Raw genomic sequence first — 19198 nt, 5'->3', positions numbered from 1 at the left:
AGCCTGAGCCTGAGCCTGAGCCTGAGCCTGAGCCTGAGCCTGAGCCTGAGCCTGAGCCTGAGCCTGAGCCTGAGCCTGAGCCTAGAAAGCTTGTCGTTCGCGACACCGTGTCAAGCGCCGAACCGGTTGTTGCGGCCGAACCTGTGGAAGAGGAAAAGGGCAACTGGTGGCAGCGCCTGCGCCAGGGCCTGTCGCGCACCTCCGGCCAGCTGACCGGCCAGATCACCGGCATCTTCACCAAGCGCAAGCTCGATGAGGAAACGCTCGAGGAACTCGAAGACATCCTGCTGCAGGCCGATCTCGGGGTCGAGACGGCGATGCGCATCACCGATTCGCTGTCCTCGAGCCGCTACGGCAAGGACATCTCGCCCGCCGAAGTGCAGAAGGTGATGGCCGAGGAAATCGCCAAGGTGCTGGCCCCGGTCGCAAAACCGCTGGAGCTCGATCTCAGCCACAAGCCGCATGTCATTCTGGTTGTCGGCGTCAACGGCACCGGCAAGACCACCACCATCGGCAAGCTCGCCGCCAAATTGAGCGCCGGCGGGCTGAAAGTCACCCTGGCTGCCGGCGACACCTTCCGCGCCGCGGCAATCGAGCAGCTCAAGATCTGGGGCGACCGCACCGGCTCCAAGGTGGTTTCGACCAAGCTCGGCGCCGATGCCGCGGGCCTGGCCTACGAGGCCTTCGAGACCGCCCGCGACGATGGCGCCGATGTGCTGATCATCGACACCGCCGGACGGCTGCAGAACCGCACCGAGCTGATGGACGAACTCGCCAAGGTGGTTCGCGTCATCGGCAAGCTCGATCCCGACGCCCCGCACACGGTGCTGCAGACGCTCGACGCCACCACCGGCCAGAATGCGCTCAACCAGGTCGAGATCTTCAAGAATGTCGCCGGCGTCAACGGGCTGGTGATGACCAAGCTCGACGGCACCGCGCGCGGCGGCATCCTTGTCGCCATCGCCGCAAAACACAAATTGCCGGTCTATTTCGTCGGTGTCGGCGAAGGTGTAGACGACCTTGAACCCTTTGAAGCGGCAGATTTCGCATCCGCCATTGCCGGCGAACCGGCCGGAGAGATGAAATGACCGCCCCAACTGAACACGGAAACCGCAAGCAACCCGAAGCCGGGGCTGCCGATCAGGCTGCAGACCACGAGACCCATATCTTCGAGCGCGAACCGGGCGATCCCGAGCGCAAGCGCATCAATCCGCTGCTCAAGCTGGCCCTGGAACTGGGCCCGCTGCTGGTGTTTTTCTTTGCCAATGCCAAGGCCGAATGGCTGACCGAGCAATATCCGCTGCTCGAGGCGCTCGGCAAGCCGATCTTCGTGGCCAGCGCCTTCTTCATGGCCGCGACCGCCATCGCCCTGACCATCTCGTGGCTCAAGCTGCGCACGCTGCCGATCATGCCGATTCTCTCGGCCGGGATCGTCTTCGTTTTCGGCGCGCTCGGCTTCTGGCTGCAGGACGAAACCTTCTTCAAGATCAAGCCGACCATCATCAACACCATGTTTGGCGTGATCCTGCTCGGCGGGCTGTTCTTCGGCAAGTCGTTCCTGGGCTACGTATTCGATTCCGCCTTCAAGCTCGACGCCGAAGGCTGGCGCATCCTGACCATGCGCTGGGGGCTTTATTTCCTGATCATGGCCGTGGTCAACGAGTTCATCTGGCGCAATTTCTCGACCGATTTCTGGGTCGGCTTCAAGCTCTGGGGCAACATGCCGCTGTCGATCCTGTTCACACTGGCGCAACTGCCGCTGATGCAACGCCACGCGCTGCCCGATGAGGACGCGGAAGAAGCGAAGGGGTAACTGAAGACACCTGATGCTTGTTTGAAGGCGTTCGCGTTCTTCGGATTGTGAACTGTGCCGGAATTTTCGGCCCATTGCTGCCGTCGACGCAAATTACGTTCAACGACCGCTTACAGCCCAATCACGACATTTGCACCGCAGCGAAGTCACCATAGGTTCTTCCCATCGTCAAACACTTCGCCACTGGTTTCGAACTGGCCACAATCTGAAGATCAGGTTTGCCTGAACATCATGGGGAAACGGATCGTTCAGAACCTCAGGTCGAATCCGAATTGCACCCCATAGCTTTCATAGCCGGCGGCGCCAATGCCTTCATTGTAGACGTCCACCGCCAAAACCGCTCCATTGGGCAGCGTGTAATTTGCTCCCGCTTTCACTTTGCCATGGCCATCCGCATACTCCGGCACAACCAGAGACGCATGTCCTGACCCCCTGTTAGATGAGCCGACATAAGCGAGGCCGCCGGTCAGTTCCAATGCGCCGCTGTTTCTTGGCAGACGGAGCTGATGGCGGACATCGAGGCCAAGTTCGGCCTGGATCAATTCAACACCTTGCTCTGGAACAGAGTTGCCAAGCCCGTCGGTATAGGCCCTCTGGGTATCGCTTGTGTAGGAAAGCTGAACTGAAGGCATCCATGTTGTCCGCCCCCGGCGGGCTTCTCCGGTTACCTTGAGCTGTGTCAGCAGCCTTTGTGTCTTAAACCTGTCCGAATAGGTTCCAAAGGGCGAGATAGTGTTCTTCGTCTGACCATAAAGAAACCTGCCTTCAAGGAACAATGGATGCACCGGGCTGCGCGCCACGAAATATGGGCCGGTCAGCCAGCCTTGGCCGTCAATGCGGGCCGCCTCGTCCTTCTGGCTCAGAAAGTCTACTTCAATCATCCCGCCAACCAGCAGATTGGGAGACAATTTGACGTGGCTCCCTATGACACCGAAGGCATAGCGGGTTCTACTCGTACCCTCTTCTGTCCAGGAGCCGCTCAACCTTGCCCAGACGTGATGATTATTGTCATTGTCATTGTCATTGGCGGCGCCAGGCGCACTGGCGAAGTCAAAGCCGCCTCTACCCCTTTTCGCGGTCAAGTCGAGGGCACTGGTGCTGCTCCCGGACAGAAACCCGGTGAGATTCGGCTGGTTTGCGACCAACTGTGTCGCCCGCGAGTGCATGAACCTTGCAATGATTTTTTGCGTTTCCTCAACAGCGGCGTTGGCAATGGACAGGGTGTTCGATGCCGTGTTGGCGTTTCCTGCCGCATCCGTCACGCTGCCAGCTGGAATCGAGACTTCGGTATCGCCTTTGCCAGTTGTCGAGATCGTTGCGAGATAGTCCGCACCGCTTCCTGAAAGCTTCGTAACCGAGCCGTTGGAAACAGAAATGTCGCTTGCGGCAAAACCGATCACAGCCTTGGAAAAGGTGGCTGTAATCTCAACTGTCGCTGCTCCGGCAACGGTTGTGCTGGATGACGAAATACTGACCGTTGGCGCGGTGAGATCAGCTGAAAATGCCACTTCATTTGAGGCGACCCAATTTCCAAGCCCTGCGTTGTCAGTAAAGGCTCCCTTTGCGACTGACGCACTGACCGCTCCGGTCGCCGCCGGGGTCAGGACAATGGTGTAACTGCTGCCGCTGCCGGACACTGTCGCGGTGGCGTTTGTCAACGTCAGGCTACCGGCTGTGAAATCGGGGCTGTTTTCAGACAACGTGGCGATCACGGTATAATTTCCGCTGCCATCGGGCCCGGTGGGGGTGCCGAGCGTTACCGTTGGTGCCGCATTGACCAGGGTTTGGCTGGCCGTAACGGTCGTTCCCGTTGCCCCGCTGATTTCGGCACGGTAGGCGTAGCGATCACCGTCGCTGGTACGTGTCGCTTCAAATGTAACCCCGATATAAGCATCGGCAGCATAGGTTCCTGAGGCGCCTTGTTGAACAAGGTTAGTCACATCTGCAAGACTGCAGTTCGCTTCCAGGTTCGCAGCTGTTATTGCGGAAAAAGTGGAGCTTATACCACCATTAAAAAAGCTTCCTCCCCCTGCCGCTTGGGTTTGCGTGGCACCAACACCCAAAGGTCTGACGCGTACAGATGCCAATCCGCCCCCAGTATTATCGACGAAGGCCGTCAAGCCGCATCCGGCACTAAGGCTCAAATTCCGGTCGATCCGCGCTGGTGCATCAAAGGCCGTTGCGGGGGATGTGAGGGCAAGCAGGGTAGCGCAGACAAGGCCAAGGTACCCAGGATAGGCATTGCGTTGGTTCATTTTCATTTTGGCCAATTTTTTACAACATTTCGAAATGCAGCGCCCAACCAAGGATGCCACAGGTTTCGACCGTGTTGCCCGGACCCAAACACATTAAGGACGTGCTGGGCATTTTAGTGGCGCAGGTCGTGTCGCCACAGCTCTTCAAGCAAGTAGCTGTAAACATTGTTTCTTGTGCGTCTGTCAAGGGTGTGTTTAGGAAGCGAGGAGCACTGCCCGATGTGAAGACGGCTCTTGCATGCTTGCGATTGCAATCGCTCAATTCGCGACAATGGGAGCTGCGCACTCCAAATTGTTCCGTGCCTGTTCGGTAGATGCCGACTTCACATCATGATCGTGCAGGGTCGTTCGACGCACACAATGACCGACTTTGCGTGGTTTGGCCGGGTCGACCGCTTTTAGTGTCAGATTTGCAAAGTCCGCTCCCCGCCCGTTCTTGCCGTTGATCAACACTCCTGTCACCGCCGCTCCGCCTCTTAGCAATGATCCATTCTCCAGCGATAAATCACCCCAACCCTACCCCGCATTCCCGAACGGCCCGGAATAGCCCTCGCGCTGCACCTTGCGCTCGTGGCGGAGCATCCAGTGTACGGTCGGAAAGGCAATCTCGTCCATCGGCAGAGCATCCCAGTCGAACAGCTGCACTTCGCAGCCTTTCTTCTCCGGCGCCGAACACGAAGGATGCCGACACAGTTTTTTGTTGCTATAATGTTCTCATTCAGAAGAGTAGGATTTTCTATGAGCGATGATAAAAATGGACCAGTCCACCTGATTGAGGACGTCGAAACCGGCGACCGGTTTCTGGTTTATGGTTCAGACAAGGGATTGAAACTGGATATCCGCTTCGAGGGTGAAACCCTCTGGATGACGCAGGCGCAGATCGGCCAGTTATTTGGGCGCGATGTTTCAGTGATTTCTCGGCACTTATCCAACATTTTCGAAGAGGGCGAACTCGACGAACCGAGTTCTTTGCAAAAAGTGCAAACAACCACCGGCCGTCCAGCGACGTTGTACAACCTCGACGCTGTCATCTCCGTTGGCTACCGGGTTTCATCCGCGCAAGCCACACTTTTCCGCCGCTGGGCCACGGGAATTCTTGTGCAGTTCGCCAAAAAGGGATTCGTCGTCGATTCCTCCCGGCTCAAGCAACCCGATAATGCAGATCGAATTGCTGAACTTCGCGAAATTATCCGCGATATTCGCTCGGACGAAGCCAATCTCTACCGCGAGCTTCGCCAGATTTGTGCACTGTGCCAAGACTATGATGGCAGCACTGAAATGGCACGTGATTTTTACCAAAAAACCCAGGCCAAGCTGGTCTATGCCGTCACCTCCCACACACCCGCGGAAATCATTGCATCCAGAGCCGACCATACCGCTGAGAACATGGGACTGCGAACTTGGCCGTATGACAATATCCGCAAGGCAGATGTAGGTATTTCGAAAAACTATCTGGCCGAGGGTGAAATCAAGGAGCTCAATCGGCTCACCAGCATCCTGCTCGACATTTTTGAAGATCAGCTCGATATGGGTAGGCTTGTGGTGATGCAGGATGCTCAAGATCTTCTCGAACAACAATTGCAGCAGCTGGGGCGAGCTGTTCTGCGGACCGGCGGACGAGTCAGCGCTTCAAATGCGAAGGTGCGCGCAGAGGAGCAGTATGAAAAGTTCGATGCGCAACGGAAGCTAGAACGACAGCAAAAAGCCGATGAACAGATTGCCGCTTTGGCCCAGGAAGCGAAAAGACTGCCGAAGCGACCACGTTGATCAACTCCGCTTGCCGCATTTATCCGCGCTACAGCGCCGCGCATCCAATTGGATGCGCAAAGGACGCTGTATCCCTTTGAAAGGATGCATGTCGAAAGACGAACAGCTAACGCGTGAAATCACCCCGCATTCCCGAACGGCCCGGAATAGCCCTTCGCCATCACCTCGCGCTCATGCCCCAGCATCCAGTGCACCGTCGGAAAGGCGATCTCGTCGACCGGCAGCTTGTCCCAGTCGAACAGCGCCACCTCGAGGCTTTCCTCGCCGATGCCGAACAGCGCGGCACCTGCGCCCGGATCGATGAGTTCGGCGCGCCAGATCAGTTGCACCTGGCTTAAGTGCGGGACGGAATAGATCGCCAGCAATTCGCCGAGTTGCAGATCGGCCAGCGCTTCTTCCCGCGCCTCGCGGCGGGCGCCGTCTTCGGGCGTTTCGTTAAGTTCGAGATAACCCGCCGGCACGGTCCAGAAGCCGCGGCGCGGCTCGATGGCGCGGCGGCAGAGCAGCACCTTGCCCTCGTGCCGGACCACCGATCCGACGACGATGCGCGGGTTCTGGTAATTGACGAAGCCGCAGGTGCTGCAGACATCGCGTTCATGGGTATCGCCGTCAGGAACCAGGCGGCGGAAGGATTTGGGTGTGTTCATGCCGGCAAGGATAGCGCCGGGACCGGCTCACGGCGAGACCTGTGCGCGGGCAACGCGGCAAAAACCCGTCAGCTTGAAGGCGTCATCGCCTTCTCGATCGCCGGCAACAGCTTGTCGCGCAGGCTTTCAACCGTGAACGGACCGATCTGCTTGAACAGGATGGTGCCGTCGGACGCCACCAGGTAGGTTTCCGGAATACCGTAAACGCCCCAGTCGATCGCCGACTTGCCGGCCGGATCGATGCCGACGGCGGCAAACGGATTGCCCAGTTCGGCCAGGAACCTCAGCGCGTTGTCGTTCTTGTCCTTGTAGTTGATGCCGACAAGCGTGATCCGCGGATCGCGCGACAGCTCCAGCAGCACCGGATGCTCCTGCCGGCAGGGCACGCACCAGGAGGCCCAGACATTGACCAGCGCCAGCTTGCCCCTGATTGCCGCATCGGTCAGCGCCGGCACCGGTGCGCCATTGGCGCTCAGCCCTTCCAGCGGCGGCAGATCGAGCGACGGCGCCTTGGTGCCGATCAGCACCGAGGGAATTTCGCTGGCATCCTTGCCCGAGCCGAGCTGGTAGAGAAACACGCCCGACAGTGCGATGAACAGCACCAGCGGCAAGAACGCAATCAGCCGTCGCCGCCGGCCCGAAGCTGCGGAACCGGTCTCGTCATTGGTCTTTTCGCTCATCGCGTGACCCCGCCGGCTGCCTTCGAGCGCCGCCGCACGCCCTGCGCCTCGAGCTCGGCCAGTTCGCGCCGCCGCGCCCGCCCGTCAAGCAGGATGCCGATCAGCAATCCGGCGAGCGTCAGCGCGGTTGCCGCATAGGAGAGGAAAACAAAGGCTTCATGGCTCATCATGTCACGCACCGCCGCCTATTGCTTGCGCCGCACTGCGCCGCATTGCCTGCACCCGGCGCCGCAGGATCTCGTTGCGCATCGCCATCAGGTGAAGGGTGAAAAAGATCAGGGTATAGGCAAGCGCCATCACCAAAAGGGGATAAAGCATCGACGGGTGAATGGTCGGCCCGTCCAGCCGCATCACGCTGGCCGGCTGGTGCAGCGTGTTCCACCATTCGACCGAGAATTTGATGATCGGGATATTGATGAACCCCACAAGCGTCAGCACCGCCGCAGGCCGCGCCGCGCGGGCCGGATCATCCATCGCCTTGTGCAGCGCCATCAGCCCCAGATACATCAGGAAAAGCACGAACACCGAGGTCAGCCGCGCGTCCCACACCCACCAGGTGCCCCACATCGGCCGGCCCCAGAGCGAGCCGGTGAGCAGCGACAGGAAGGTGAACGCGGCACCGATCGGCAGCGCCGTCTTGGCCGCGACGTCGGCCAGCGGATGCCGCCAGACCAGCGTTCCGATCGAGGCAATCGCCATCACCGAATAGCACATCATGGCCAGCCACGCCGCCGGCACGTGGATGAACATGATCCTGACCGTCATGCCCTGCTGGTAATCTTCCGGCGAGGCAAACGACATGTACAGCCCGATTGCCAGCGACAGCACGGCCGCCGTCGCAAGATACGGCAGGATTCGCCCGGAAAGGGCGAGAAACCGGGTCGGATTGGCAAGGCTCGTAAACCAGCCCTGGGAAATGGTGGTGTCACTCATGGCTTTTTTCTAATCCTTGCCGCGTCCGGTTTCAATGCGACAAATCAATCGGATGCTCCCTTGAGCGCCGCCGCCGCCGCCACCGGGCCAAGCGCCGCGAAAAACAGCGCGATCGCCGACAGGATCATGAACGGCGGCAGGAACGGATCGGGATCGGTCACCGCCGCGTAGGATGCGCTCACTCCAAAGATCAGGATCGGGATCGCCAGCGGCAGGATCAGGATCGACACCAGCAGCCCGCCGCGCGGCAGCACCACGGCCACCGCGGCCCCCACCGCGCCGATGAAGGAGATCGCCGGCGTGCCGACCAGCAGCGTCAGCATCACCGCCCCGGTGGAGGTGGCGCTCATGTTCATCAGCAGCCCCAGCAACGGTGCGGCCAGCACCAGCGGCAGGCCGGTGGCGAGCCAGTGGGCCAGGCTTTTGACGAAAACCGTCAGCACCAGCACAAACCAGTCCTGCATCACCAGCATGTCGAGCGATCCGTCTTCCCGGTCGGCCTGGAACAGCCGGTCGAGACCCAGGAGCGAGGCCAGCAGCGCCCCGATCCACAGGATCGCCGGGCCGATCCGCGCCAGCAGGTTGAGATCCGGGCCGATGCCGAAGGGAATCACCGCCACCACGGCGAGAAAGAACAGCACGCCCAGCATCGCAGCCCCACCCGAACGGGTGGCAATCGCCAGATCGCGTTTGAGCAATGCCATCATGCCCAGATCTCTCCCGAAACCGTGGTGTGAATGCCCGACAGTTCGAGCGAGCTGACAGTGTCGAGCCCGAGCGGCTGGTGCGTGGCGGCAATCGCCAGCCCGCCCGCGGCCAGATGGTCGCGCACCAGATCGGCAAACAGCTTGTCCGAGCGCTTGTCGAGCGCCGCCGTCGGCTCATCCAGCAGCCACAGCGGCCGGTGGCTGACCAGCAGCCGCGCCAGCGCGATGCGCCGCTGCTGACCCGCAGAGAGGTAGCCGAACGGCAGATGCGCCACGCCGGTAAGCCCGACCTGGTCGATCGCCTCGTCGATTGGCAGCCCTTCGCCGCTGTCGCCGCGCTGGAAGCTTTTCCAGAACGCGAGATTTTCGGACACCTTGAGTTCCCGCTTCATCGCGTTGCGGTGGCCGAGATAGTGACTGTACTCGGAAACCGGCAGCGCGCTCCCGTCGTCGCCATGCAGGGAAAACGTACCCGAATCAGCAGCCAGCAATCCCGCCAGAATTCGAAGCAGGGTCGATTTTCCGGACCCGTTGGGACCGGTGATGACCAGCGCTTCGCCCCGGCCAAGCGTGAAGCCCACATCGTCAAACAGCACGCTGTCGCCGCGCCGTCCCTTCAGTTTCGTGGCTACTGCCCGCATCGGCCCCCGCATCCCGGGCCGCCAGGCGGTGCCCGGCGCTCCCATTCAGTAAAAACTAACCACCCAAAAAAACATTCAAATGGGACATTGGTTGATCTGGCACGTTCTTACGAAATTATCTATAACGCCCGCAACCACGCCAGCGGTCGGCGTGAATTCAATCTAGCGCCGAACATGATGCCCCAAGCGTCACGGGCGGACAGCGGAAATGACCGTACCCGCATCCTTGGTCACGCAATCAGCGTGTAAGGAGTTCGCCCTCAAAATCGGCTGAACTAATGAAAGCGGGTTGCCTGTGGCCAAATCACTCGACAGCTTCAATTGCCGTTCCACCCTCAAGGTCGATGACACCGAATATGTCTATTACAGCCTCGTCGAGGCCGAAAAGAATGGACTGACCGGCGTTTCGACGCTTCCCTTCTCGATGAAGGTGATCCTCGAGAACCTGCTGCGCAACGAAGATGGCCGTACCGTCAAGAAGGACGACATCCTCTCTGTCGTTGCCTGGCTGACCAACAAGGGCAAGGCCGAAGCTGAAATCGCCTATCGCCCGGCCCGCGTGCTGATGCAGGATTTCACCGGCGTTCCCGCAGTGGTCGACCTCGCAGCCATGCGCGACGCGATGGTGGCGCTCGGTGGCGATCCGCAGAAGATCAACCCGCTGGTTCCCGTAGACCTCGTCATCGACCACTCGGTCATCGTCGATGAATTCGGCACCCCGCAGGCGCTGGCACACAACGTCGAGCACGAATACGAGCGCAACGGCGAGCGTTACCGCTTTTTGAAGTGGGGCCAGCAGGCGTTCAAGAACTTCCGCGTCGTGCCCCCCGGCACCGGCATCTGCCACCAGGTCAATCTCGAATATCTCGGCCAGACCGTCTGGACCAAGGACGAGGACGGCGAAATCACCGCCTATCCCGACACCTGCGTCGGCACCGACAGCCACACCACCATGATCAATGGTCTTGGCGTGCTCGGCTGGGGCGTTGGCGGCATCGAGGCCGAAGCGGCCATGCTCGGCCAGCCGATCTCCATGCTGCTGCCCGAAGTCATCGGCTTCCGCCTCACCGGCGCCCTCAAGGAAGGCGTCACCGCCACCGACCTGGTGCTGACCGTGGTGCAGATGCTGCGCAAGAAGGGCGTTGTCGCCAAGTTCGTCGAATTCTTCGGCCCCGGCCTTGATTCGATGTCGCTCGCCGACCGCGCAACCATCGGCAACATGGGTCCGGAATACGGCGCGACCTGCGGCTTCTTCCCGGTTGATGGCGAAACCATCAACTACCTGACCATGTCGGGCCGCGAAGAATCCCGCATCAAACTGGTCGAAGCCTATTCCAAGGCGCAAGGAATGTGGCGCGAAACCGGTGCCGCCGATCCGGTGTTCACCGACACGCTCGACCTCGACCTCGGCACCGTGGTGCCGTCGATGGCCGGCCCGAAGCGTCCGGAAGGCCGCATTCCGCTGGAAAGCATCGCGTCGGGCTTCGCCAAGTCGCTGGTCGACGAATACAAGAAGCCCGATCAGCTGGACAACCGCTACCAGGTTGAAGGCGAGGATTACGATCTCGGCCACGGCGACGTCGCCATTGCCGCAATCACCTCGTGCACCAACACCTCCAACCCGAGCGTGCTCATCGGTGCCGGCCTTCTCGCCCGCAACGCTGTCGCCAAGGGCCTGAAGACCAAGCCCTGGGTCAAGACCTCGCTGGCTCCCGGCAGCCAGGTGGTGGCCGAGTATCTCGCCAAGTCCGGTCTCCAGACCGATCTCGATGCGCTCGGCTTTAACCTTGTCGGCTTCGGCTGCACCACCTGCATCGGCAACTCCGGCCCGCTGCCTGCCCCGGTCTCCAAGACCATCAACGACAAGGGCCTGATCGCCGCAGGCGTGCTGTCGGGCAACCGCAACTTCGAAGGCCGCATCTCGCCGGACGTGCAGGCCAACTACCTGGCTTCGCCGCCGCTGGTGGTTGCCTACGCACTGGCAGGTTCGGTGCAGAAGGACCTGACCACCGAGCCGATCGGCGACGACAAGGACGGCAACCCGGTCTACCTCAAGGACATCTGGCCTTCTTCCAAGGAGATCCAGGAATTCATCATGAAATACGTCACCCGCGAACTCTACGCGGCCAAATATGCCGACGTGTTCAAGGGTGATGAAAACTGGCAGGCCGTCGAGGCTCCGGAAAGCCAGACCTATGCCTGGGACGACAACTCGACCTATGTGCAGAACCCGCCCTACTTTGCCGGAATGGGCAAGACCGGCGCAGGTATCTCCGACATCAAGGGTGCCCGCATCCTTGGCCTGTTCGGCGACAAGATCACCACCGACCACATCTCGCCGGCCGGTTCGATCAAGGCCCAGTCCCCGGCTGGCGCCTACCTGATGGATCATGGCGTTGGCGTTGCCGACTTCAACCAGTACGGCACGCGCCGTGGCAACCACGAAGTCATGATGCGCGGCACCTTCGCCAACATCCGGCTGCGCAACCACATGCTCGGGCCGAACGGACGCGAAGGCGGCTACACCTTCCACTACCCGTCCCGCGAGGAGGTTTCGATCTTCGATGCCGCCATGCAGTACAAAGCCGAAGGCGTGCCGCTGGTGATCTTCGCCGGCGTCGAATACGGCAATGGCTCGTCGCGTGACTGGGCTGCAAAAGGCACCAATCTGCTCGGCGTCCGCGCCGTCATCGCCCAGTCCTACGAGCGCATCCACCGCTCCAACCTGGTCGGCATGGGCGTCATCCCGTTTGTCTTCGAGGAAGGCACCAGCTGGGAAAGCCTCGGCCTGAAGGGTGACGAGACCGTCACCATCGATGGACTGGCCAACATCCAGCCGCGCGAGAAGAAGATCGCCCACATCACCTTCGCCGACGGTTCGGTCAAGGATGTGCCGATCCTCTGCCGCGTCGATACGCTCGACGAGCTGGAATATCTCAAGAACGGCGGCATCCTGCAGACCGTTCTGCGCGACCTGGCTGCCTAGTAGCTGCATCGCCATAGTCAAGACAGAAGGCCGGGCATTGCGCCCGGCCTTTTTTGTTGGGCAACAGGCCATGTCCCGGCGGTGACGGCCTCGAGACGGATCTTTGCCTCACGGGGAAGTATCCCGCGTGACGGGGTCAATCGAATGTGATTTGGACGTGTACGGCACTCCGCGCTACACAATTGCATGACCTCGCGGAGTATCACCCTGATCTGAACGGATTGCCCCTTATGATGACGCCCACATTTTTCCTGGCGATTGCCCTTCCCGCCCTTGCAGCAGCAACATCGCTGCTTGCGGCGCCGGCTGCCGCACAGGCGGGCGATCTGAAAGGTGTGGTGGAACTGTTCACCAGCCAGGGCTGCTCCTCCTGCCCGCCAGCCGACGCCGAACTGGCGCGCCTGGCCGAAGAGGACGATGTGCTGGCCCTGGGTTATCACGTTGACTACTGGAACTACCGCGGCTGGTCCGACACGCTGTCGAGCGCCGCAAGCACCGAGCGGCAATATGGCTACGCCCGCACGCTGCGCCGCAAGAATGTCTACACGCCGCAGGCCGTCATCAATGGAGAAGATCACGTCAATGGCGCCGATGGCGCTGCAATCGGCAAGGTCATGGACAAGCTGTCCTCGATTGGAGAGGGTCTCACGGTCGAGGTAACGGCGATCATGCATGCCGACGAGCTGCGGATTTCCGTCGGCCCCGGCGAGGGCAAGGCGGATATCGTCGCGGTCTATTTTGATGATGCCAATACGGTGAAGATCAAGCGCGGCGAAAATGCCGGACGCACCATCACCTACCGCCACAGCGTCCGCGACATGGAAACCGTCGGCATGTGGAACGGCAACCGGGTTGAGCTGAAACTGCCCTCATCGGTGATCTCCGCGCATCCCGGACGCCGCTGCGCCATTCTTCTGCAAGTGGTAAGCCCGGACGGCTCACCCGGCCGCATTCTCGGCGCTGCCAGGATCTGATCCGCTTTTCCGGACAAAAAAAGACCGGCTCGAAGCCGGTTTAATACAAGGTGTATCAAGCTGTTGCCTCTCGTCCAGGACGGGGGGAGTGACCTGTGACGCTCTTGTCTGCCAGACCTGAAAACCGTTTCCGGTTACAAGGCCCGTTTGCTTTCGAGATGATCCGTCCCGGGGACTCCGAGGGGCTGGGGGGCTGAAAAAACGAAGTCCCCGGTTCGAACCGTCTGAGGCAACGATCAGATAATCGTGGGCAATTCCGGCAAGGATTTGGCTGAAATACGGCCCAAATGGGTCCAAAACCATTTTCCGGCCCCGGTGGAGTAAACAAACGCGACCGCCTGAAGCCTTTCGTGATGCTGCAATGCGGAACGCAACTGGCCGGCTGTATCTGCGAATTTCGTCATCGAAGCTTGAATTTGTGATTGTGTCAGGCACACTGGTGCCATGATTATTGATTTGCAGGCCCGATAATGGCTGACGGAGCGGATTACGCGTCACCCCGCAATCAGAGCGGCCAGCCACAGAAATCAGCAACAACCGTTGACCTGGCTGAACTTCGCCGCCGCAATACGCCGGAGCCGGTGACATTCAAACGCCGTGAGCTGGACCGGATCCTTCAGGTCTATTCGAGGATGGTTGCCGAGGGCCACTGGCGCGACTACGCCATCGACCACCTGCGCGACAAGGCCGTCTTTTCCGCCTTCCGCCGCGCCAGTGAAGTGCCGCTCTACCGCATCGAGAAGGATCCCTCCCGGGCCCGCAAGCAAGGCGCTTTCGCCATCATTTCCGCCGCGGGCCTGGTGCTCAAGCGCGGCCACGAACTCGAGATCGTGCTGAAATACTTCGACAAGGCCCCGCGCCTGGTGCGCTGACAGCGCCTAACCGCCAAACAATGTGCCGGGATAGACGTCCGGGTCGGGATCCGTGGACTTGCCCTGCCCGAGCGGTCTTTGCATGAAAACCGTATCGAGCCAGCGCCCGTGCTTGTAGCCGGAGCCTGAAATCATCCCGGAACTGACGAAGCCAGCTTTCTGGTGCACGGCGATCGAGGCCGGATGCGCCCCGCCGATGACCGCAATCATCTGCCGGAAGCCGAGGGCTTCGCACTTGCCGATCAGGATTTCCAGCAGCGCCCGCCCGACGCCTTTGCCGCGCGCTTCCGGCGCCAGATAGATCGAGTCCTCCACCAGCCAGCGGTAGGCCGGCCGGGTCCGGAAGGCCGAGGCATAGGCGTATCCCAGAATTGCGCCCGCCTCGTCTTCGGCAACCAGATAGGGATAGCCATTGTCTGAAATCGCGGACATACGCCGCCCCATCTCGGCCTCGTCCGGAGCCACCAGCTCGTAGCTGGCCACGCCGTTGACAACGCTGTCGGCGTAAATTCGGGTGATCTCTGTGAGATCGGCAGATGTCGCGTCGCGGATGATCATGGGGCCGGTCCGGTGGGTGAGGATACCGGTTTATCGCTGCCGCGGCTTCCGGCCAACAAAAAAGGCGGCCCGAAGACCGCCTTTTCCAAATTCAGTCCGGTGCTGCTACTCGCGGTTGCCGAGGAACTGCAGCAGGAACATGAACAGGTTGATGAAGTCGAGATACAGACGCAGCGCACCCATGATCGCCTTGCGGCCGGCGGTGGCGTCGGTGTCGCCTTCATAATACATCGACTTGATCTGCTGCGTGTCATAGGCGGTCAGACCGGCAAAGATCAGCACGCCAATGCCCGAGATCGCGAACTGAAGCGCGCTCGACTGCAGGAAGATGTTGACCACCATCGCGATGATCAGGCCGAACAGGCCCATCATCAGGAACGAACCCATCGCCGACAGGTCCTTCTTGGTGGTGTAGCCGTAGAGCGACAGCGCACCAAACGAAGCTGCGGTGATGAAGAAGGTCTGCGTGATCGATGCGCCGGTGTAGACCAGGAAGATCGACGACAGCGAGATGCCCATCAGTGCAGCAAACACCCAGAAGGTGGTCTGCGCAGCCGAAACGCTCATCTTCTCGATGCGGGCGCTGAGGAAGAACACCATCCCCAGCGGCGCCAGCATCACCACCCATTTGAGCGGCGAACCGTAAAGCGCGGCACCAAGGCCGGTCAGCATCTTGCCATTGCCCAGCGTTGCCACGGCAGCGGCCGGATCATTGGTGGTCGCAAACATTGCGATCGCGTAGGCCGCGACACCGGTGATACCCAGGCCCATTGCCATGAGATTGTAAACGCGCAGCATGTAGGCGCGGAGGCCTGCATCTATGTCGGTGCCTGCATAGGCGCCATTGGCTGCGCGGACATTCGAATTGCGAAAGTCAGCCATGTTTTCCTCTTTATAAGCCCCGGTAAGGTTTACGGTGTCGGGCTCAAAGACCCAGGCGCCGCTGCGGGGCTCCAGCATGCCTGTCCACAATATGAGGATGAACTATGTCCACGGCAAGACCCTCCGTCGTAGAAGATGGACGGAAACCTCTGCGTTTGCTTAATAAATGCGTCAATCTGCCCCTAAAGCTCGCGCAAAACCGGCGCCGCCTTCTGGCCAAGCACCCGCCATGTACCGAGCAATCCGATACCGACAGTCAGAACCAGCGCCCCTGCGAGCGTCATAAGCGCGATATCGGGCATGAATTCCGACGGCAGCGTCATGATGCGGCTGACCACGAACCACGATGCCACGCCGCCGAAGGCCAGCGCGAACACCGCTGTTGCCAGTCCCAGCAGGCCGTATTCGTAGACATAGGCCCGGATCAGCGTCGCCCGTGTGGCTCCAAGTGTCTTGAGCACCACCGCATCGTGAATCCGCGAGCGGTTGCCCGCCGCCAGCGCACCGGCGAGCACCAGCACCGAGGCCACAAGCGCCACCAGCGCCGCGGCGCGGATGGCGATACCGATCTGGCCGACCAGCCGGTTGGCCAGTTCCAGCGCATCCTTGACCCGCACGCTGGTGATTGTCGGATAGGCCTGGGTGACGGCGCGCAACACCTCTCCCTCGACCGCGGCATCCGCATCGGGATCCGACAATGTCGCCATCCATGAATGCGGTGCGCCGGCGAAGGTGTTGGGCGAGAACACCATCACGAAGTTGATCGACAGCGATTCCCATTCGACCTCGCGCAGATTGGCAATCCGTGCCGTGATCGAGCGGCCAAGCACGGAAACCGTAATCGTATCGCCGACGCCAAGGCCGATTTCGCGCGCTTCCTCGGCCGAAAATGACACCAGCGGCTCACCCTCGTAGTCCGGCGCCCACCACTTTCCTTCGGCAAGCCGCGAATTTTCAGGCAGGTTCTTGGCGTAGGTCACCCCGCGGTCGCCCCTGAGCACCCATTGCGCTTCCGCCGGCACATTGTCCGCGTTGACGTCCTCGCCCTTGAGCTGGGTGATCCGCCCGCGAAGCATCGGCACCTTGATGATCTTGCCGTTCGGCGCCAGCTCCGACACCACCTTCTCGAACCCGTCAATCTCGTTTGCCTGGATGTCGACGAAGAAGAAATTCGGCGCGCGCTCAGGCAGATTGCCGGACAATTCGCGCCTGAGATTGGTATCGATCAGCGCCAGCGTCACCAGCAGCGCCAGCCCAAGGCCGAGCGACAGCACCACCGACGGCGTCAATGCGCCGGGCCGGTGGATGTTGCCGATCGCCAGCCGCAGCGGGGTCGAGCGCACGGTCGGCCATTTTCGTGCGATCAGCTGCACCCCGTAGCCGACAAGCCGCAACACCACGAAAGCCGCGATTACCGCTGCGACAAACACGCTGGCAATCCGCCGGTCATCGGCAAACCAGATCGCAGCCACGCCCAGTGACGCAAGCGTCAGCGCGGCAATCAGCAGATAGGGCCAGCGCGGCAACGCGCTTGCCTCAAATCCCTGTTGCCGGAAAAGGGCGGTTGCCGGAACCTCGCCGGCCCGGCCAAGCGGCAGCACCGCGAAGGCAAACGCCGTCATCAGCCCGAAGCCGGCCGCGATCGCCAGCGACGCGGGATAGAACGAGGCCGAGACCGCGATGGGAATGATACCGGTCAGGGCGCCTGCGGCCAGGAACGGCGTCGCCGCCCCGAGAGCCAGCCCCAGCGCCACGCCGAACCCGGCAATCAGCATCACCTGGATCAGATAGATGGCGACCACCAATTTGGCAGGCGCGCCGACGCATTTGAGCGTGGCGATGACGCCGCGCTTGCCTTCCAGCCAGGCCCGCACCGAATTGGCGATGCCGACGCCGCCGACGATCAGCGCCGTCAGCCCGACCAGGGTCAGGAACTGCGAGAACCGCTCGATATTGCGGGTCAGCGACGGTGCCGCGTTCTGGCTGGTGCGGATCGACCAGCCGGCATCGGGAAAGCGGCTGGTGGCATCCTCCCGCAGGGCGGCAAGATCCTTGGCGCTTGCTCCGTCAGCAAGGCGCACCCGGTAGCTGTATTCCACCAGGCTGCCCGGCCGGATCAGCCCGGCCGCATCCAGTGCGGCACGCGACATCATCAGCCGCGGCGCAAATCCAAAACCTTCCGATAGCGAATCGGGTTCTGCGGCGATGACACCGCGAATCTCGAGGTTTGCCTCGCCGACCAGAACGGTGTCGCCAACGCTCAATCCCAGCCGGTCGAGAAAGATCTGCGCCACCGCGGCGCCATAGACACCATTGGTTTCGGCAAACATTTCCTCGATCGGCATCGCCGGAATGGTCTCGAAACCGCCATAGAGCGGGTAGGCATCATCCACCGCGCGCAATTCGACCAGCGACTGGTCCGAGCCGTCCGGCTTGCGTGCCATCGTCCGCATGTTGGCGCCGGCCGAAACATCTCCAAGCCCTTCGACATAGGCCCGTTCGCCATCGCCGATGTCCTGGTTGTCACTTTCAAACCGGATGTCGCCGCCAAGAATCGTCTGCCCTTCCGACGCAATCGAGCCGGTCATCATCTGCGAGACCGAGTTGACCCCGGCGATTGCGCCGGTGCCAAGCGCCACGCAGGCAAGAAAGATGTAGAACCCGGACAGCCCGCCGCGCAGTTCGCGCAGCGCCAGCCGTGCCGCCAGCCCGAGCCGCAGCCCGTTTGCCCCGGTATTATCCGCCGCCGACGCCATCAGGCGATCACCTTGGCGGCAGCTTGCTCTTCGTCACCGGCAACAATCCGGCCAGATCGCACCGAGATCTGCCGTTCGCAGCGTTCCGCCAGAACCGGATCATGGGTGACCAGCAGCAGCGTGGTGCCGCGCTCGGCCTGCTTGGCAAACAACAGATCGGCGATCTGCCGACCGGTTTCACCGTCGAGATTGCCCGTCGGCTCATCCGCCACGATCAGCACCGGATCCGGCGCCAGCGCCCGCGCGATTGCCACGCGCTGCTGCTCGCCACCCGACAATTGCCCCGGATAATGGGTCAGGCGCTCGCCCAGGCCGACCGCAATCAGTTCTTCGCGCGCACGCTCGAAGGCGTTCGCCTTGCCGGCAAGCTCCAGCGGCACGGCGACATTTTCCAGCGCCGTCATGTTGGGAATGAGGTGAAAGGACTGGAACACGATGCCGATCGAGCGCCCGCGCACGGCAGCGACCGCGTCCTCGCTCAAAGTATGCAGCGCCTGACCGGCAACATGCACTTCGCCCGAATCAAGCCGTTCAAGCCCGGCAATCACCATCAGAAGCGTTGATTTGCCCGATCCCGATGGCCCGACGATGCCGACCGATTCACCCTGGTTGATATCGATATCGATGCCCTTGAGCACGTGCACGGAAGAGGCCCCGTTGCCGAGCGTCAGATTGGCCTGGCGCAAAGTGACAATGGGTTTGGCTATGGATTGAGACACGGGCTGAA

At 61.2% G+C, this 19198-nt stretch carries 17 protein-coding genes; 6 read left to right on the top strand and 11 right to left on the bottom strand.

The annotated features are described in order from the left end of the window. Together ftsY and WNY80_RS11365 are read left to right on the top strand one after the other, a co-directional pair. Nucleotides 1-1088, top strand: a 1088-nt coding sequence (gene ftsY, locus WNY80_RS11370; protein WP_342887472.1) for a signal recognition particle-docking protein FtsY, incomplete at its 5' end; no start/stop codon positions are given. After that, nucleotides 1085-1813 carry a septation protein A gene (locus WNY80_RS11365; protein WP_342887471.1) on the top strand — a complete coding sequence of 243 codons (729 nt, stop codon included), beginning with the start codon at nucleotides 1085-1087 and terminating at the stop codon, nucleotides 1811-1813. The genes ftsY and WNY80_RS11365, both read left to right, overlap by 4 nt. Nucleotides 1814-2061: 248 nt before the next feature. Here WNY80_RS11365 and WNY80_RS11360 read toward each other — a convergent pair whose 3' ends face one another. Further along, a complete protein-coding gene (locus WNY80_RS11360; protein WP_342887501.1) occupies nucleotides 2062-4074 on the bottom strand; it encodes an Ig-like domain-containing protein in 2013 nt (670 codons plus the stop codon). A gap of 732 nt (nucleotides 4075-4806) precedes the next feature. On the opposite strand from WNY80_RS11360, the gene rhuM reads away from it, so the two are divergent. Then, the gene (rhuM, locus tag WNY80_RS11355; protein WP_342887470.1) at nucleotides 4807-5835 is read left to right on the top strand and encodes a RhuM family protein; all 1029 of its coding nucleotides are present in this window, start codon (nucleotides 4807-4809) and stop codon (nucleotides 5833-5835) included. Nucleotides 5836-5954: 119 nt separating this feature from the next. Here rhuM and WNY80_RS11350 read toward each other — a convergent pair whose 3' ends face one another. The 6 genes from WNY80_RS11350 to ccmA all read right to left on the bottom strand — a co-directional run bounded on the left by WNY80_RS11350 (nucleotide 5955) and on the right by ccmA (nucleotide 9443). Beyond that, nucleotides 5955-6482 carry an NUDIX hydrolase gene (locus WNY80_RS11350; RefSeq protein WP_342887469.1) on the bottom strand — a complete coding sequence of 176 codons (528 nt, stop codon included), beginning with the start codon at nucleotides 6480-6482 and terminating at the stop codon, nucleotides 5955-5957. A gap of 68 nt (nucleotides 6483-6550) precedes the next feature. Further along, on the bottom strand, nucleotides 6551-7162 hold the full coding sequence (locus WNY80_RS11345) for a DsbE family thiol:disulfide interchange protein (protein ID WP_342887468.1): 612 nt from the start codon (nucleotides 7160-7162) through the stop codon (nucleotides 6551-6553). Beyond that, nucleotides 7159-7332: a heme exporter protein CcmD gene (gene ccmD, locus WNY80_RS11340; protein WP_342887467.1), complete on the bottom strand. Its 174-nt coding sequence runs from the start codon at nucleotides 7330-7332 to the stop codon at nucleotides 7159-7161. The genes WNY80_RS11345 and ccmD overlap by 4 nt, the downstream gene beginning before the upstream one ends. A 1-nt stretch (nucleotide 7333) precedes the next feature. Further along, nucleotides 7334-8095, bottom strand: coding sequence for a heme ABC transporter permease (locus WNY80_RS11335; protein ID WP_342887466.1), 762 nt, complete (start codon nucleotides 8093-8095; stop codon nucleotides 7334-7336). 44 nt (nucleotides 8096-8139) lie between these two features. After that, on the bottom strand, nucleotides 8140-8802 hold the full coding sequence (gene ccmB, locus WNY80_RS11330) for a heme exporter protein CcmB (protein ID WP_342887465.1): 663 nt from the start codon (nucleotides 8800-8802) through the stop codon (nucleotides 8140-8142). Beyond that, the gene (gene ccmA, locus WNY80_RS11325) at nucleotides 8799-9443 is read right to left on the bottom strand and encodes a heme ABC exporter ATP-binding protein CcmA (protein ID WP_342887464.1); all 645 of its coding nucleotides are present in this window, start codon (nucleotides 9441-9443) and stop codon (nucleotides 8799-8801) included. Before ccmA ends, ccmB begins: the two co-directional genes overlap by 4 nt. A 295-nt stretch (nucleotides 9444-9738) precedes the next feature. Between ccmA and acnA the strand changes: the two genes are divergently transcribed. The 3 genes from acnA (at nucleotide 9739) to WNY80_RS11310 (ending at nucleotide 14275) form a co-directional block, all read left to right on the top strand. Next, nucleotides 9739-12429 (top strand): aconitate hydratase AcnA, encoded by a 2691-nt coding sequence (acnA, locus tag WNY80_RS11320; RefSeq protein ID WP_342887463.1) that lies wholly within the window; start codon nucleotides 9739-9741, stop codon nucleotides 12427-12429. A gap of 233 nt (nucleotides 12430-12662) precedes the next feature. Then, the gene (locus WNY80_RS11315) at nucleotides 12663-13403 is read left to right on the top strand and encodes a DUF1223 domain-containing protein (RefSeq protein WP_342887500.1); all 741 of its coding nucleotides are present in this window, start codon (nucleotides 12663-12665) and stop codon (nucleotides 13401-13403) included. Nucleotides 13404-13873: 470 nt separating this feature from the next. After that, nucleotides 13874-14275, top strand: coding sequence for a DUF2794 domain-containing protein (locus WNY80_RS11310; protein ID WP_342887462.1), 402 nt, complete (start codon nucleotides 13874-13876; stop codon nucleotides 14273-14275). Nucleotides 14276-14281: 6 nt separating this feature from the next. Here the strand turns inward: WNY80_RS11310 and WNY80_RS11305 are convergent, their stop codons facing one another. The 4 genes from WNY80_RS11305 to WNY80_RS11290 form a co-directional block, all read right to left on the bottom strand. After that, nucleotides 14282-14833 carry an N-acetyltransferase family protein gene (locus tag WNY80_RS11305; protein ID WP_342887461.1) on the bottom strand — a complete coding sequence of 184 codons (552 nt, stop codon included), beginning with the start codon at nucleotides 14831-14833 and terminating at the stop codon, nucleotides 14282-14284. Nucleotides 14834-14938: 105 nt separating this feature from the next. Continuing rightward, nucleotides 14939-15715: a Bax inhibitor-1/YccA family protein gene (locus WNY80_RS11300; RefSeq protein WP_342887460.1), complete on the bottom strand. Its 777-nt coding sequence runs from the start codon at nucleotides 15713-15715 to the stop codon at nucleotides 14939-14941. 182 nt (nucleotides 15716-15897) lie between these two features. Further along, complete coding sequence (locus WNY80_RS11295; protein WP_342887459.1) at nucleotides 15898-18471, bottom strand: ABC transporter permease; 2574 nt, start codon at nucleotides 18469-18471, stop codon at nucleotides 15898-15900. After that, nucleotides 18471-19178 carry an ABC transporter ATP-binding protein gene (locus tag WNY80_RS11290; RefSeq protein WP_342887499.1) on the bottom strand — a complete coding sequence of 236 codons (708 nt, stop codon included), beginning with the start codon at nucleotides 19176-19178 and terminating at the stop codon, nucleotides 18471-18473. Before WNY80_RS11290 ends, WNY80_RS11295 begins: the two co-directional genes overlap by 1 nt. Between the last annotated feature and the right edge of the window lie 20 nt (nucleotides 19179-19198).

Source organism: Hoeflea sp. AS16, from assembly GCF_038900095.1.
Taxonomy (GTDB): Bacteria; Pseudomonadota; Alphaproteobacteria; order Rhizobiales; family Rhizobiaceae; genus Hoeflea.
Note: the sequence above shows the minus strand (reverse complement) of the source record. Positions and strands in the feature narration are given on the sequence as shown.

Bases quoted from the DNA above. Each gene is read 5' to 3' on its own strand.
- WNY80_RS11365 (WP_342887471.1), top strand. From the start codon at position 1,085: ATGACCGCCCCAACTGAACACGGAAACCGCAAGCAACCCGAAGCCGGG.
- WNY80_RS11360 (WP_342887501.1), bottom strand. From the start codon at position 4,074: ATGAAAATGAACCAACGCAATGCCTATCCTGGGTACCTTGGCCTTGTC.
- rhuM (WP_342887470.1), top strand. From the start codon at position 4,807: ATGAGCGATGATAAAAATGGACCAGTCCACCTGATTGAGGACGTCGAA.
- WNY80_RS11350 (WP_342887469.1), bottom strand. From the start codon at position 6,482: ATGAACACACCCAAATCCTTCCGCCGCCTGGTTCCTGACGGCGATACC.
- WNY80_RS11345 (WP_342887468.1), bottom strand. From the start codon at position 7,162: ATGAGCGAAAAGACCAATGACGAGACCGGTTCCGCAGCTTCGGGCCGG.
- ccmD (WP_342887467.1), bottom strand. From the start codon at position 7,332: ATGATGAGCCATGAAGCCTTTGTTTTCCTCTCCTATGCGGCAACCGCG.
- WNY80_RS11335 (WP_342887466.1), bottom strand. From the start codon at position 8,095: ATGAGTGACACCACCATTTCCCAGGGCTGGTTTACGAGCCTTGCCAAT.
- ccmB (WP_342887465.1), bottom strand. From the start codon at position 8,802: ATGATGGCATTGCTCAAACGCGATCTGGCGATTGCCACCCGTTCGGGT.
- ccmA (WP_342887464.1), bottom strand. From the start codon at position 9,443: ATGCGGGCAGTAGCCACGAAACTGAAGGGACGGCGCGGCGACAGCGTG.
- WNY80_RS11315 (WP_342887500.1), top strand. From the start codon at position 12,663: ATGACGCCCACATTTTTCCTGGCGATTGCCCTTCCCGCCCTTGCAGCA.
- WNY80_RS11310 (WP_342887462.1), top strand. From the start codon at position 13,874: ATGGCTGACGGAGCGGATTACGCGTCACCCCGCAATCAGAGCGGCCAG.
- WNY80_RS11305 (WP_342887461.1), bottom strand. From the start codon at position 14,833: ATGATCATCCGCGACGCGACATCTGCCGATCTCACAGAGATCACCCGA.
- WNY80_RS11300 (WP_342887460.1), bottom strand. From the start codon at position 15,715: ATGGCTGACTTTCGCAATTCGAATGTCCGCGCAGCCAATGGCGCCTAT.
- WNY80_RS11295 (WP_342887459.1), bottom strand. From the start codon at position 18,471: ATGGCGTCGGCGGCGGATAATACCGGGGCAAACGGGCTGCGGCTCGGG.